Source organism: Xylophilus sp. (genome assembly GCA_009914555.1).
Classification (GTDB): Bacteria; Pseudomonadota; Gammaproteobacteria; order Burkholderiales; family Burkholderiaceae_C; genus WNDY01.
In genome coordinates this window covers 127,415-140,762 of the sequence record WNDY01000003.1, presented here as the reverse complement: position 1 = coordinate 140,762, position 13,348 = coordinate 127,415, and the positions used below count along the sequence as shown (strand labels likewise).

Annotated in this window: 14 protein-coding genes and 1 pseudogene; 8 read left to right on the top strand and 7 right to left on the bottom strand. The window is 69.0% G+C overall.

Going from position 1 to position 13,348, the window contains the following annotated elements; genetic code table 11:
* Nucleotides 1-86: 86 nt before the first annotated feature.
* On the bottom strand, nt 87-497 hold the full coding sequence (locus GAK38_RS03485; protein ID WP_325341466.1) for a GlcG/HbpS family heme-binding protein: 411 nt from the start codon (nt 495-497) through the stop codon (nt 87-89).
* Between the two features lie 266 nt (nt 498-763).
* Between GAK38_RS03485 and GAK38_RS03480 the strand changes: the two genes are divergently transcribed.
* Nucleotides 764-1,468 (top strand): Bax inhibitor-1 family protein, encoded by a 705-nt coding sequence (locus GAK38_RS03480; protein WP_325341465.1) that lies wholly within the window; start codon nt 764-766, stop codon nt 1,466-1,468.
* A gap of 139 nt (nt 1,469-1,607) precedes the next feature.
* Entirely contained in the window at nt 1,608-1,952 is a 345-nt protein-coding gene (locus GAK38_RS03475) for a hypothetical protein (protein WP_325341463.1), read from the top strand.
* 280 nt (nt 1,953-2,232) lie between these two features.
* On the opposite strand, the pseudogene GAK38_RS03470 reads toward GAK38_RS03475, so the two are convergent.
* From GAK38_RS03470 to GAK38_RS03455, 4 genes and pseudogenes are all read right to left on the bottom strand, one after another.
* Nucleotides 2,233-2,381 (bottom strand): annotated as a pseudogene (locus GAK38_RS03470) (branched-chain amino acid ABC transporter substrate-binding protein); the annotation flags it as partial.
* 98 nt (nt 2,382-2,479) lie between these two features.
* Complete coding sequence (locus GAK38_RS03465) at nt 2,480-2,833, bottom strand: hypothetical protein (protein WP_325341462.1); 354 nt, start codon at nt 2,831-2,833, stop codon at nt 2,480-2,482.
* 10 nt (nt 2,834-2,843) lie between these two features.
* Nucleotides 2,844-3,281 (bottom strand): DNA polymerase III subunit chi, encoded by a 438-nt coding sequence (locus GAK38_RS03460; protein ID WP_325341461.1) that lies wholly within the window; start codon nt 3,279-3,281, stop codon nt 2,844-2,846.
* 12 nt (nt 3,282-3,293) lie between these two features.
* Entirely contained in the window at nt 3,294-4,814 is a 1,521-nt protein-coding gene (locus GAK38_RS03455; RefSeq protein ID WP_325341459.1) for a leucyl aminopeptidase, read from the bottom strand.
* A gap of 74 nt (nt 4,815-4,888) precedes the next feature.
* Here GAK38_RS03455 and lptF point away from each other — a divergent pair, with 74 nt between their 5' ends.
* The 5 genes from lptF to GAK38_RS03430 all read left to right on the top strand — a co-directional run bounded on the left by lptF (nt 4,889) and on the right by GAK38_RS03430 (nt 9,649).
* Nucleotides 4,889-6,001 (top strand): LPS export ABC transporter permease LptF, encoded by a 1,113-nt coding sequence (gene lptF, locus GAK38_RS03450; protein ID WP_325341457.1) that lies wholly within the window; start codon nt 4,889-4,891, stop codon nt 5,999-6,001.
* Nucleotides 5,998-7,110: an LPS export ABC transporter permease LptG gene (lptG, locus tag GAK38_RS03445; RefSeq protein ID WP_325341455.1), complete on the top strand. Its 1,113-nt coding sequence runs from the start codon at nt 5,998-6,000 to the stop codon at nt 7,108-7,110. Before lptF ends, lptG begins: the two co-directional genes overlap by 4 nt.
* Nucleotides 7,107-7,496, top strand: a complete 390-nt coding sequence (locus GAK38_RS03440) for a sirohydrochlorin chelatase (protein WP_325341453.1) — start codon at nt 7,107-7,109, stop codon at nt 7,494-7,496. The genes lptG and GAK38_RS03440 overlap by 4 nt, the downstream gene beginning before the upstream one ends.
* A gap of 64 nt (nt 7,497-7,560) precedes the next feature.
* Entirely contained in the window at nt 7,561-8,502 is a 942-nt protein-coding gene (locus GAK38_RS03435; protein WP_325341452.1) for a CysB family HTH-type transcriptional regulator, read from the top strand.
* Nucleotides 8,486-9,649: a pyridoxal phosphate-dependent aminotransferase gene (locus tag GAK38_RS03430; RefSeq protein WP_325341450.1), complete on the top strand. Its 1,164-nt coding sequence runs from the start codon at nt 8,486-8,488 to the stop codon at nt 9,647-9,649. Before GAK38_RS03435 ends, GAK38_RS03430 begins: the two co-directional genes overlap by 17 nt.
* 63 nt (nt 9,650-9,712) lie before the next feature.
* Here GAK38_RS03430 and dinB read toward each other — a convergent pair whose 3' ends face one another.
* Nucleotides 9,713-10,870 (bottom strand): DNA polymerase IV, encoded by a 1,158-nt coding sequence (gene dinB / locus GAK38_RS03425; protein WP_325341510.1) that lies wholly within the window; start codon nt 10,868-10,870, stop codon nt 9,713-9,715.
* Between the two features lie 77 nt (nt 10,871-10,947).
* Between dinB and GAK38_RS03420 the strand changes: the two genes are divergently transcribed.
* Entirely contained in the window at nt 10,948-12,174 is a 1,227-nt protein-coding gene (locus GAK38_RS03420) for an NAD(P)/FAD-dependent oxidoreductase (protein WP_325341449.1), read from the top strand.
* Nucleotides 12,175-12,271: 97 nt separating this feature from the next.
* Here the strand turns inward: GAK38_RS03420 and GAK38_RS03415 are convergent, their stop codons facing one another.
* Entirely contained in the window at nt 12,272-13,081 is an 810-nt protein-coding gene (locus GAK38_RS03415) for a MetQ/NlpA family ABC transporter substrate-binding protein (protein WP_325341447.1), read from the bottom strand.
* Nucleotides 13,082-13,348: the final 267 nt, after the last annotated feature.

Below are 13,348 nucleotides of genomic sequence, written 5' to 3'. Positions count from 1 at the left end.
CGGCAATTGCCGGCGTTCTCATTTACGGGGGGAGTACACCCTGAAAGCCTGTAATTCTCGACCGCCTCCAGACTATACCCCCGCCCTTACAGGTCCAATGCGGCGATGCCGGCACGCGCGATCTGTGCGTCTTCACTGGACTTCACGCCACTCACGCCCACGGCGCCGATGACGTGGCCGTTGTGCACGATCGGTACGCCGCCCTCGAGCAGGCCGTGGACCGTCGGCGCCGTCAGGAAGGCGGTGCGCCCGTTGTTGATGATGTCTTCGTAGGCCTTGGTCTCGCGGCGGCCCAGTGCAGCCGTGTTGGCCTTGGCGGGTGCGATGTGCGCCGACAGGGCCGGTGCGCCGTCCAGGCGTTGCAGCGACAGCAGATGGCCGCCGTCATCGACGATGGCGATGGTCACGGCCCAGTTGTTGGCCAGGGCTTCGGCTTCGGCGGCGGCCGCGATCTTCTTGACGTCGGCGGATTCGAGAACGAGCTTGGTGGTGGTCATGGTTGCTGTCTGCTGGTTGGAAAAGTTGAATGAAGCACAACGGGAATCGGCGTCGAGCATAGCGGCGCCGGCCATTCCTCCAAAGAAGGTTTAGGTAAAACCAAGCTGGCCGAAAGCAGGGGAACCCGGCCGCAGCTGACCATCCGGCGTGCCAGCCGAATACCCGTGTCCGGCCAAGGTCTTGCGCCGGGCCGCTTGCGCACCCACCCTAGAATTTGCCCAGACCCGTAGTCCTGCGGGTGCCCCACTGTTCAGGAGCGACGAGCATGAGCAACCAGATACCCGCCCTCCCCCCTTCGGCCTCCGCCTACGGCTACGAGGTCTCGCACCAACAGCGCCAGCGCGTGCTGCGCAACACCTACTGGCTGCTGGCCCTGAGCCTGCTGCCCACCGTGCTGGGCGCCTGGCTCGGCGTGGCCACCGGCATCACCCGGTCGCTGACCGGCGGGCTGGGCCTGATCGTGTTCCTGGGCGGCGCGTTCGCCTTCATGTTCGCGATCGAGAAGACCAAGCACTCGGCCGCCGGCGTGCTGGTGCTGCTGGGCTTCACCTTCTTCATGGGCCTGATGCTCTCGCGCCTGATCGCGATGGTGCTGGGCTTCAGGAACGGCCCGGAACTGGTGATGACGGCCTTCGGCGGCACGGCTGGCGTGTTCTTCGTGATGGCCAGCCTGGCCAGCGTGCTCAAGCGTGACCTGTCCGGCCTGGGCAAGTGGCTGTTCGTCGGCGTGGTCGTTCTGCTCGTGGGCGGCATCATCAACGTCTTCGTCGGCTCCACCGCCGGCATGCTGGCCCTGTCGGTCGCGGCCATCGGCATCTTCAGCGTCTATATGCTCTACGACCTCAAGCAGATCATCGACGGCGGTGAGACCAACTACATCTCGGCCACACTGGCGCTCTACCTCGACCTCTACAACGTCTTCCAGAGCCTGCTGGCGCTGTTGGGCATCTTCGGCGGCGAGCGCGACTGACATAGCGCAGGCGGCTCTCCCAAAGGAAGCAAGGCCCCGGCACTCCGGGGCCTTTTTGCTATCCACGGCTCAATGACGATGGGAAACTGCCGATAAAAAGAACGGAACGCTTCGTTCCCGTACCCTGAACCACCCGGCCATGCCCGTCCGACCGCTCCTCGCCACCGCCCTGCTGCCGTCGCTGCTGCTCGCAGGCTGCGACATTCCGATCCCGGGGCTGGGACCGGACCCGCGCGTGGTGCAGCGCGAGGCCGAAGCCAAGGCCATCGGCGGCGCCTGCCGTCATGCACTGCGCGGCATCGAAGACTGCTTCACCCTCAATCCGAAGGCGCCGAAAGCGCTGGTCTTCGCCGGCTGGAAGGACATGGACCAGTACATGCGCGAGAACAAGCTTGACGGCACGCCGTCGGTCCTGGGCCGCAGCGAGCCGGCCAAGCCCGCTGCCGACCGCGCGCGGCGCGGTGAGGACACCGACCGCAGTTGATCCAGTCCGACAGGCAAAGCGAAAAGGCCCCTCGGTCAAACGCTGCGCGCTTGCCGATCCCCCGAAGGGATTTTTTGTCTTGGGGCGGCCCGGCGACAAAAAAAGAGGCCCGCGCAGGGCGGGCCAAGGTTCGGATCAATGGAAAGTGGCGGGAGCCGACCGGCCCCCAACGAAAATATAGGCGCAGGCGCCAGTGCGGCCAACGAACGAAAGCAGTGTGCGATATGCGCTTTTCTTCGCCCGCCGCATGCCCGCGGGCGGAGCCGTCGCGTCCCCGCGTTCAGTTCAGCAGCGTGCGCACGCCATCGCGGTAGGCGTAGAGCGTGATGGCGGCGTTCTTGAGTTCGCCGTTGGGCTTGAAGGCGATCGTCGTGGTGACGCCCTCGTAGTGCTCCTGGCCAGCTCGGAGATGCAGACCTTCGGATCCCACATCAGGGAACATGCGGGGGGGGTAGCGCAGTCCCGGACGGCCAGCCGGCCCGCTGCGCGCAGGCTCGCTCGTCCATGGCGAAAGCAAGGCCGGCGAATCAGCGCGGGGGCCGCTGGAACGCGTCCAGTTCGTCGGCCACCGCTTCGTAGACCGACTGCCGCAAGACCGCTTCGATCTCCTCGCGCAGGCGCGGCACGATGCTGCGCGTCTGCTCCTGCACCACGGCGGCGATCGCCGCGCGCAGCCGCTGGTCCAGCGAGACGTCGATGCGCTGCATCACCCGGTGGACGATCTGCTCCTCCAGCCCGTCGAAGTCCGGCAGCACCACCGCAGCCGGCACGGCGGCCGCGGGCTCCGGCTGCACCGCCGGCGGGAGCCCGGACGCCGGCCCGCGCACCACTTCGGTCAGCGTGGGTACGAAGCGCGGCGGTATGCGGGGCGGCTGGGCCATGGATCGGGAATCAGGCGGGCTTGAGCACCAGGTCATGGCGCACGATGTGGTAGCCGCGCTCGGCATAGTGGCGCCAGCGCTGGCGCGCCTGCTGGCGGTCGGCCTCGCCCCGCCCCACCACCTCGATCAACCGCCCGAAGCGGGAGAAGCCCTCGGGCACGCCCGCACCCAGGTTGACCAGCACGCCGGCCTCGGGCAACTGCGCATCGGCCGATTCGGCCAGCACCACAGGCGAGGCGCGCAGCATGACCGCATCGCTGTCGGCCGCGCGGCAGTGGGCGATGAAGTCCTGCGGAGTGATGGACCACAGCGCGCTGTCCAGGCCGTCGAGCAGCGGCGGCGCGGCCGTGACCACGACGCGCGCGCCGCTGCCCACCGCCTTGCGCAGCAGGCGGCAGACGTAGGCCAGCTTGTCCGGCGCGTTGAAGTGGAAGGCGATCTCGGTCACGGCAGGCGTCCGTCAGCGGCCAGGGCGCACGCGGGAGCCGGCGCGCGCCGGTGCCTTGCGCGCAGGCGCCTTGGCTGCGGCGGCCGGTGCGGCCGTGCCCACCTGGTCGAGCAGGTAGCGCAGCAGCAGGCCGACCGGCCGACCGGTCGAGCCCTTGGCCGCGCCGCCCCGCCAGGCCGTTCCGGCGATGTCCAGGTGCGCCCACGGATAGGCTGCAGCGAAGCGCTGGAGGAACTTGGCCGCGGTGATCGAGCCGCCCGCGCGGCCGGCCACGTTGGCCACGTCGGCGAAGTTGGACTTGAGCCCCTCGGCATAGTCGTCGTCGAGCGGCAGGCGCCACGCAGGATCCTGCGCGGCCTCGCCCGCGGCCAGCAGCGCATCGGCGAGCGCGTCGTCAGGCGAGAACAGGCCGCTCCTCACATTGCCGAGCGCGATCACGCAGGCGCCGGTCAGCGTGGCGATGTCGATCACCGCGCGCGGCTTGAAGCGCTCGGCATAGGTCAGCGCGTCGCTGAGCACGAGCCGGCCTTCGGCGTCGGTATTGAGGATCTCGATGGTCTGGCCCGACAGCGAGGTGACCACATCGCCCGGCTTGACGGCGCGGCCGTCGGGCATGTTCTCGGTAGCCGGGATCAGGCCGACCACGTTGAGCCGGGGCTGCAGTTCGGCCAGGGCGCGGAAGGTGCCCAGCACACCGGCCGCGCCACCCATGTCGAACTTCATCTCGTCCATCTCGGCGGCCGGCTTGATCGAGATGCCGCCGGTGTCGAAGGTGATACCCTTGCCTACCAGCACCACCGGCGCCTCGGCGCGCGCGGCGCCGTCGTAGCGCAGCACGATGAAGCGCAGCGGCTCCTCCGAGCCCTGGGCCACGGCCGCGAAGGCGCCCATGCCCAGGCGCTCGACCTCGCGCGGGCCCAGCACCTCGACCTTCACGCGGGCGAACCGGGCGAGCGACTTGGCGGCCTGGGCCAGCAGCGCGGGCGTGGCATGGTTGGCCGGGCGGTTGGCCCATTCCTTGGCGAATTCGATGCCGGCGACGGCGGCCACCGCCTCGGCGAAGGCAGTGCGCACGGCGGCGGCATCCGGCACACCGATCACGGCGCGGGCCAGCGCGCGCGGCTCGGCCTTCGTCTTGGTCGTGGTGTAGACGTAGCTGGCATCGGCCAATGCCTGCACCGCGGCGGCCACGCCCGGCGCGGGTGCGGCACCGGCGAACACCACGGTGATGCGCTTGACGCCGGCGGACTTGACCGAGGCGACCGCGGCGCCGACGGCCTGGCGCACATGGCGCGGCCCACCCTCGCCTACACCGGCCAGCACCGTGCGCACCGCGCCGGCGCCCGGCGTGCGGTACAGCGAAAGGATGCGGCCGGGCTTGGCCTCGAAATCGCCGGACTTGGCGGCCTGGCCGATCAATTGGCCCAGGCCGTCGCGGCCGGCCTTCAGGTCCTGCGGCACCAGCACGATGAGCGCGTCGCTCTTGTCCGCGGCCACGCCGTCGAGTCCGAGGGTCTTGAGTTCGAAGTTCATAATCGTCGTTCTTTTCCAGGGCCTGTTGCAGAGGGTTCGTGTTCTACCCGAACCTGGACAGGCGGTCGCAAGCAATGTTATTCCATTCGTCCATCCGCAAAGAGTTGGGCCGCAGCTTCGGCGCGACGCTCGTGGTGCTGGCCACCGTCGTCATGACGATGATGCTGATCCGCACGCTGGGCCAGGCCTCCAAGGGCAGCGTCAGCCCGTCGGACGTGCTCATGGTCATGGGTTACACCGTACTCGGGCAGCTGCCCACCATCCTCGCCTTGAGCCTCTTCGTCGCCATCGTCGGCACGCTCTCGCGCATGTACCGCGACAGCGAAATGGTGATCTGGTTCGCCAGCGGCCGCGGCATCGGCGCGCTGCTGGCGCCGCTGCTGCGCTTCGCCGCACCGGTGATGGTCGCCATCGCGGTGCTGGCGCTGCTGGTGTGGCCCTGGGCCAACCAGCAGATCCAGGACATGAAGCAGCGCTACGAAAACCGCGGCGACGTGGACCGCATCGCGCCGGGCCAGTTCCAGGAATCGGCCAGCGGCACGCGTGTGTTCTTCATCGACAAGGAAGCGGCCGAGTCCGACGCCGGCAGCAACGTCTTCATCGCCGCCAACGACCACGGCAACCAGGCCGTGACCTCGGCGCGCAGCGCGCGGCTCAAGGTCATCGACGGCGACCGCTTCGCGCTGCTCTCCCACGGCCAACGGCTGGAGAGCAGCACGCAGGAGGGCAAGCCGCGGCTGAAGGTCAGCGAGTTCGCCGAATACGGCACGCGCGTGAGCACCGGTGTGGCCTCGAACGACGACGAGGCGCCGCTCAACACCCGCTCCACCCAGGAGCTGATGGCCGAGCCCCTTCCCGCCTACCGCAGCGAGCTGGCCTGGCGCTTCGGCCTGGCCTTCGCGGCGCTCAACTTCGTGGTGCTGGGCTTGGCCGTCACTTCGGTGAACCCGCGCGCCGGGCGCAGCGGCAACCTGATGCTCGCGCTGTTCGCCTTCGTCGTGTACTACAACTTCATGAACCTGGGCCGCAGCTGGATCGGCAACGGCCGGGTCCACTTCGGCATCTACATGGCGGTGCTGCACGGCGGCGTGCTGGCGCTGGGGCTGCTGGTGCTGGCCAAGCGGCACTTCAACTGGTCGTTCTCGCCGCGCGCGGTGCTGCGCGGCCGCCGGAGCGCCGCGGCATGAAGACGATCCGCCGCTACCTCTACGCCGAGGTGCTCACGGCCGTCGGCTTCGTCACGCTGGGCTTCCTCGCGCTGTTCTTCTTCTTCGACTTCGTCGACGAGCTGCGCTGGCTCGGCGGGCAGTACCAGCTGACCCAGGCCCTGGGCTTCGTCACGCTGTCGCTGCCGAGCCACCTCTACGAACTGCTGCCGATCACGGTGCTGATCGGCACCATCTTCGTGATGGCGCGGCTGGCGCAGAGTTCCGAATACACCATCCTGCGCACCAGCGGCCTGGGCCCGTGGCGGGCCCTGCGCACGCTGTTGATGCTGGGTGCGGCCTTCGTGGTGCTGACCTTCGCGGTGGGCGACTACCTGGCGCCGGCCAGCGATCGGGCCGCCGCCCTGCTCAAGGCCCGCTACCAGGGCCGCATCACCCTGGGCACCAGCGGCGCCTGGATGAAGGAACGCCAGGGGCCGGAGAACTACATGGTCAACGTCGGCTCGCTCTCGGCCGACGGCGGCATGCGCAATGTGCGCATCTTCGAGTTCGACACCCGTGGCTTCCTGCACAGCTTCACGATGGCGCCCACGGCCCGCGTGGCGCCCGACGGCGAATCCTGGCTGCTGGCCGACGCCCAGCGCAGCCTGTTCCATGAAGGCACCGACAGCGCCCGGCCCGGCGAGCGCCCGCGCGTGGAGCACACCCGGGTGCCCGAATTCACCTGGCCCACCCGCATCAGCGCCGAGATGGTCTCGGCCGCGCTGCTCAAGCCCGAGCGCATGAGCACGATCGACCTGTTCCAGTACATCCGCCACCTGGGCGCCAACGGACAGAGCGCGCAGCGCTACGAGATCGCGTTCTGGCGCAAGGTGTTCTATCCGCTCTCCTGCCTGGTGATGGTGGTGCTGGCCCTGCCCTTCGCCTACCTGCACTTCCGCTCGGGCGGCATCACCACCTATGTGTTCGGCGGCGTGATGGCCGGCATCAGCTTCTTCCTGCTCAACAACGTGTTCGGCTACATCGGCAACCTGCAGAACCTGTCGCCGTGGCTCGCGGCCGGGGCGCCGGGCATCATCTATTCGCTGCTGTCGCTGGGCGCCTTCGGCTGGCTGGTGCTGCGGCGATGACCAGGCACGCCGTGCGCCAGGGCATCGTGCTGTTCGGGCACGGCTCGCGCGACCCGGCCTGGGCCGCGCCGTTCGAGGCGGTGCGCGCGCGCATCGCAGCCGACGTGCCGGAGGCAGCCGTGCGCTGCGCCTACCTGGAACTGACCGCGCCGAGTCTGCCCGCGGCCGTGGCCGACCTGGCGGCATCGGGCGTCGGGCGGCTGCGCATCGTTCCCCTCTTCCTCGGCATGGGCCGCCACGCGCGCGAGGACCTGCCGGCGCTGGTGGACGGCCTGCGCGCTGCCCACCCCGGCCTGGCGATCGAGGTCGCGCCGGCCGTGGGCGAAGACCCGCGGGTCATCGCCCTGCTGGCCGAAGTGGCCCGCGGCGGACCGCCTTCGCCATAGAACTTCCAGGTCTTTTCATAAGCTTATGCGGCATAATGAAATCAACCTTTAGCTGCAATTCGTTATGAACCTGCACCAGTTCCGCTTCGTCCAGGAAGCCGCGCGCCGCAACCTCAACCTGACCGAGGCGGCCAAGGCGCTGCATACCTCCCAGCCCGGTGTGTCCAAGGCGATCATCGAGCTGGAGGAAGAACTCGGCGTCGAGATCTTCGCGCGGCACGGCAAGCGCCTCAAGCGCATCACCGAGCCGGGCCTGCACGTGCTCCAGAGCATCGAGCTCATCATGCGCGAGATCGGCAACTTGAAGCGCATCGGCGAGCAGTTCAGCGCGCAGGACAGCGGCACGCTCTCGATCGCCACCACCCACACCCAGGCGCGCTACGTGCTGCCGGTGCCGGTGGCGCGGCTGCGCGAGGCCTATCCCAAGGTCAACGTCAGCCTGCACCAGGGCACGCCCGACCAGGTGGCGCGCATGATCATCGACGAGGTGGCCGAGATCGGCATCGCCACCGAGTCGCTGTCGAACTACAACGAGATCGTCACCCTGCCCTGCTACGAATGGCAGCACGCGCTGGTCGTGCCGCAGAACCATCCGCTGGCGGCCAAGGAGAAGTTCACGCTCGAAGACCTGGCCCACGAGCCGATCATCACCTACCACCCCACGTTCACCGGACGCACGCGCATCGACAATGCCTTCGCGCAGCGCAAGCTCTCGCCGCGCATCGCGCTGGAGGCCATCGACTCCGACGTGATCAAGACCTACGTGCGCCTGGGCCTGGGCGTGGGTATCGTGGCCGAGATGGCGGTGCGCGACGACACCAACGCCGACCTGGTCGCCCGCCCGCTGGGCCACCTGATCAGTGTGAACGTGGCGCGCGTGGCCTTCAAGCGCGGCGCCTACCTGCGCAACTTCGTCTACAAGTTCGCCGAGCTGCTGAGCGACCGGCTCACGCGCGACCTGATCGGCCGCGCCATGACAGGACACGTGAATGACTACGAACTCTGAAACACCGGCACTGCAGTCGCGCCTGCCCGCCGTGGGCACAACCATCTTCGCGGTGATGTCGCAACTCGCGGCCGAGCACGGCGCGATCAACCTGGGCCAGGGCTTTCCCGATTTCGCCTGCGACCCGGCGCTCGTCGGCGCCGTCGCCCGCGCGATGGAGCAGGGCCACAACCAGTATCCGCCGATGCCCGGCATCCCGGCGTTGCGCGAGGCGGTCGCAGCCAAGATCGAAGCGGTGCACGGCCGCCGCTACAGCCCGGCCGACGAGATCACCATCACCGCCGGCGCCACACAGGGCATCCTGACCGCGATCCTGGCCATCGTGCACCCGGGCGACGAGGTCATCGTGCTCGACCCGTGCTACGACAGCTACGTGCCCAACATCGAGCTGGCGGGCGCCACCGCGGTGCGCGTGCCGCTCGTGCCCGGCACCTGCCGCCCCGACTTCGACCGCATCGCCGCGGCCCTGTCGCCGCGCACCCGCGCCCTGATTCTCAACACGCCGCACAACCCGAGCGCGACCGTCTGGACGCGCGAGGATCTGCTGCGCCTACAGGAGCTGCTGGCACCCACCGGCGTCTTCGTCATCAGCGACGAGGTCTACGAGCACATGGTGTTCGACGGCGCCGAGCACCTGGGCGTGGCCCGCTTTGCGGGCCTAGCGGCGCGCGCTTTCGTCGTGTCGAGCTTCGGCAAGACCTTCCACGTCACCGGCTGGAAGGTCGGCTCGGTGGCCGCGCCGGCGCCGCTGACGGCCGAGTTCCGCAAGGTGCACCAGTTCAACGTGTTCACCGTGAACTCGCCGGCGCAGCACGGCATTGCCGACTACCTGCGCGACCCGGCGCCCTGGCAGGGCCTGCCGGCCTTCTACCAGGCCAAGCGCGACCTGTTCCGCGACGGCCTGACCGGCAGCCGGCTGCGGCTGCTGCCGAGCGAGGGCAGCTACTTCCAGTGCGTGGACTATTCGGCCGTGAGCGACCTCGGCGAGGACGCGTTCTGCCGCTTCCTCGCGACGGAGATCGGCGTGGCCGGCATCCCACTCGCGCCGTTCTACGGCGACGGCTTCGACCAGCGCATCGTGCGCTTCTGCTTCGCGAAGAAGGACGAGACGCTGCGCAACGCGGTCGAGCGGCTGCACAAGCCCTGATACTCCCCAGTCGATAGACTTGCAGCGCCCGACCCTCGCCCGCTACAGCCCTATACCCCACGGCTAGAACAGCTGCAGTTCGCGCGGCGGCTCGGCCGGCCCGTCCTCCGCGAGCGGCCGGCCGTCCGGCCCCAGCCGCAGCAGCGCGCCCACGCGCACGCCCAGCAGCCGCAACCGCCGCTCCAGCGGCACGCGCTTCAGGCACTGGCCGGCCACGCGGCGGATCGTGGCCGCGTCGGCCGTCGCCTCGGCGATGGTCTGGTCGCGCGTGGCAGTCTTGAAGTCGTCGTAGCGCAGCTTGATGCCGATGGTGCGGCCGACATAGCCCTTGCGCTGCAGATCCTCGGCCACGCGCTCGCACAGGCGGGTGAACACGGCGCCGAGTTCGGCACGGTCGTCCACCGCATGCAGGTCGCGCTCGAAGGTCGTCTCGCGGCTCATCGACACCGGCGTGCTCTCGGTCACCACCGGCCGGTCGTCCTGCCCGTGCGACATCGCATGCATCCAGGCGCCGTTGGCGCGGCCGAAGGTGCGCTCCAGCCAGGCCCGGTCCTGCCGCGCGATGTCGCCCACAGTGCGCAGGCCCAGGCGTTCAAGCTTGGCGTCGGCCTTGGGGCCGATGCCGTTGACCTTGCGCGCCGGCAGCGGCCAGATCAGCCGCTCCAGGTCGTCCTCGTAGACGATGGAGATGCCGTTGGGCTTCTGGAATTCGCTCGCCAGCTTGGCGATCAGCTTGTTGGGCGCCACGCCGATCGAGCAGGTGAGCCCCGTGGCGTCGAAGATACTCTTCTGGATCAGCCGCGCCAGCGTCCGGCCGCCCTCGCGCTGGCCGCCGGGCACGTCGGTGAAGTCGATGTAGACCTCGTCGATGCCGCGGTCCTCCATGACCGGCGCGATGTCGCGGATCACCTCCTTGAAGCGGCGCGAGAAATCGCGGTACCGCTCGAAGTCCGCCGGCAGCACCAGCGCCTGCGGGCACAGCCGGGCGGCCTTCATCATCCCCATGGCCGAGCCGATGCCGAACACCCGCGCCGGATAGGTCGCCGTGGTGATGACGCCGCGGCCCACGTAGTCGCCCAGGCGCGCGAAGGCGTCGAGCGGCACCGAGGCACCGGCCGAGAGCGCATCGTCCGCCTTGCGCCGGCCTCCGCCGATCACCACCGGCAGGCCGCGCAGCTGCGGATAGCGCAGCAGCTCGACCGACGCGAAGAACGCGTCCATGTCGAGGTGGGCGATGCGCCGCAGCCTGGGCACTGGGGAATCGGGGGGCGGTGGCACAGCCGCTATTCTCCCGCTCCATGCAGGAAGACCCCACAACGACTTTCGACGCCGTGATCATCGGCGCCGGCGCGGCCGGCCTGTTCTGCGCCGGCGTGGCCGGCCAGCGCGGCCTGCGGGTGCTGGTGATCGACCATGCGGCCAAGGTGGCCGAGAAGGTGCGCATCTCCGGCGGCGGCCGCTGCAACTTCACCAACCGCGACGCGACCCCTGCCCAGTTCACCGGCGCCAACCCGGCGTTCTGCCGCAGCGCGCTGGCCCGCTACGGCGCGCGCGACTTCATCGCGCTGGTGCATCGCCACGGCATCGCCTTCCACGAGAAGCACAAGGGCCAGTTGTTCTGCGACCGCTCGGCCGAGGACCTCATCGCCATGCTGCTGGCCGAATGCGCGGCCGGCAACGTTTCGCGCTGGCAGCCCTGCGCGGTACAGGCGGTGCGCTATTCGGACGGCACGGGCTACGAGATCGCCACCGACCGCGGCACGGTGCGTGCGCCCCGCCTCGTCATCGCGACCGGCGGCCTGTCGATCCCCGCGATCGGCGCGACCGACTTCGGCTACCGGATCGCCGCGCAGTTCGGCCTGAAGCTGGTCGAGCGCCAGCCGGGCCTCGTGCCGATGACCTTCGACGGCGCCGCGTGGACGCTCTACGGCGGCCTGGCCGGTCTGGCGCTGCCGGTGGAGATCGAGACCGGCAGCGGCAAGGCGCGCATGCGCTTCTCGGAAGACCTGCTGTTCATCCACCGCGGCCTGTCGGGCCCGGCGGTGCTGCAGATCTCCAGCTTCTGGAAGCCCGGCCAGCCGCTGCGGCTGAACTTGGCGCCGGGCATCGACCTGACCGGCGAACTCGCCCGTGCCAAGTCCACGTCGCAGCGCCTCGTGGCCAACACGCTCGCCGCGTGGGTGCCGCAGCGCCTGGCCGACGCCTGGGTGCAGCAGAACCCGGCCTGGCAGCGGCCGGTCAATGAAGCGGCCGACAAGGCGCTGGCCCAGCTGGCCGAGCGCATCGCCCGCTGGGAGATCACGCCCGTGGGCACCGAGGGCTACCGCAAGGCCGAGGTCACGCTGGGCGGCGTGGACACCAAGGAGCTGTCGTCGCAGACGCTGGAGGCCAGGCGCCAGCCCGGCCTGCACTTCATCGGCGAGGTGGTGGACGTGACCGGCTGGCTCGGCGGCTACAATTTCCAGTGGGCCTGGTCCAGCGGCCACGCCTGTGCGCAGGCGATGGCCGACGCACTCGGAAAGTAGACTCGGAAATAAAAACAGGCGGGGAAAGTTCGCACTTTCCACCGCCCGAAAAGTCCGGCAGGGCCGGACCGCATCTCACCTCAACCAAACGTGTCCATCAGAAGGCGGGGATCAGGCTCCCCTTGAACTCCTTCTCGATGTAAGCCTTGACCTCGGGCGACTGGTAGGCCGCTACCAGCTTCTTCACCCAGGGCTTGTCCTTGCTCGCGGTCTTCACGGCAATCAGGTTCGCATAAGGGCCGTCGGGCGCTTCCTTGGCGATCGCATCGCGCACGAACGACAAGCCCGATTTCTCCGCGTAGTCGTTGTTGATCGATGCTGCGTCGAGATCGTCCAGCGAACGCGGCAGCAGCGCCGCGTCGAGCGGCACGAGCTTGATCCTCCGGGGGTTGGCCACGACGTCAAGCGGCGTCGCGTTGTTGTTCTTCACGGCCTCGGGCTTGAGCGTGATGAGCTTGTAGCTCTGCAACAGCAGCAGCGCGCGGTTGCCGTTGGACGGGTCGTTCTGGATACCGACCGAGGCGCCTTCGGGCAGCGCGTCGAGCGACTTGTATTTCTTCGAATAGATGCCCAGCGGCGCGGTGACGGTCAGGCCGACGGGCACGATGTCGAAGCCGCGTGCCTTGATCTGCCCGTCGAGAAAGGGCTTGTGCTGGAAGGCGTTGGCGTCGATGTCGCCGGCGTTCAGCGCCGCGTTGGGCAGCTGGTAGTCGTTGAAGGTGACGAGCTGGACGGTCAGGCCGTTTTTGGCGGCGACCGGCTTGACCACCTCCCAGATCTTCTCGGCGCTGCCCACCGAGATGCCGACCTTGATGGTGGTCTTGTCCTGGGCCTGCACGCCCGTGGCGCCAAGGGTGGCGGCGGCGATCAGCGACAGGGTGGCGAGGCGGCGGGAGCGGCGGAACATGGTGCGAAAGCGGCAGGTTGTCGTTATGTGTCGGGGGCAACAGCTGATGTGTCGCGCTGGAGCCGGACTGTCGCAAACTTGCCCGCCCGCGTGAACTGCGATTGCTGCATATCGTTAGTCGGCTGTCCCGGCGGGCGCCGGCCTCGGCTTGCCGGGCCCGGGCGACCGGCTATAATGTCCGGCTTTGCTGGCAAACCCCCGGCGGCCTGATCACACTACAAGCCGGGGAACACCGCAGACTGCGCAAGCACCGCACCCCAGGGGCCC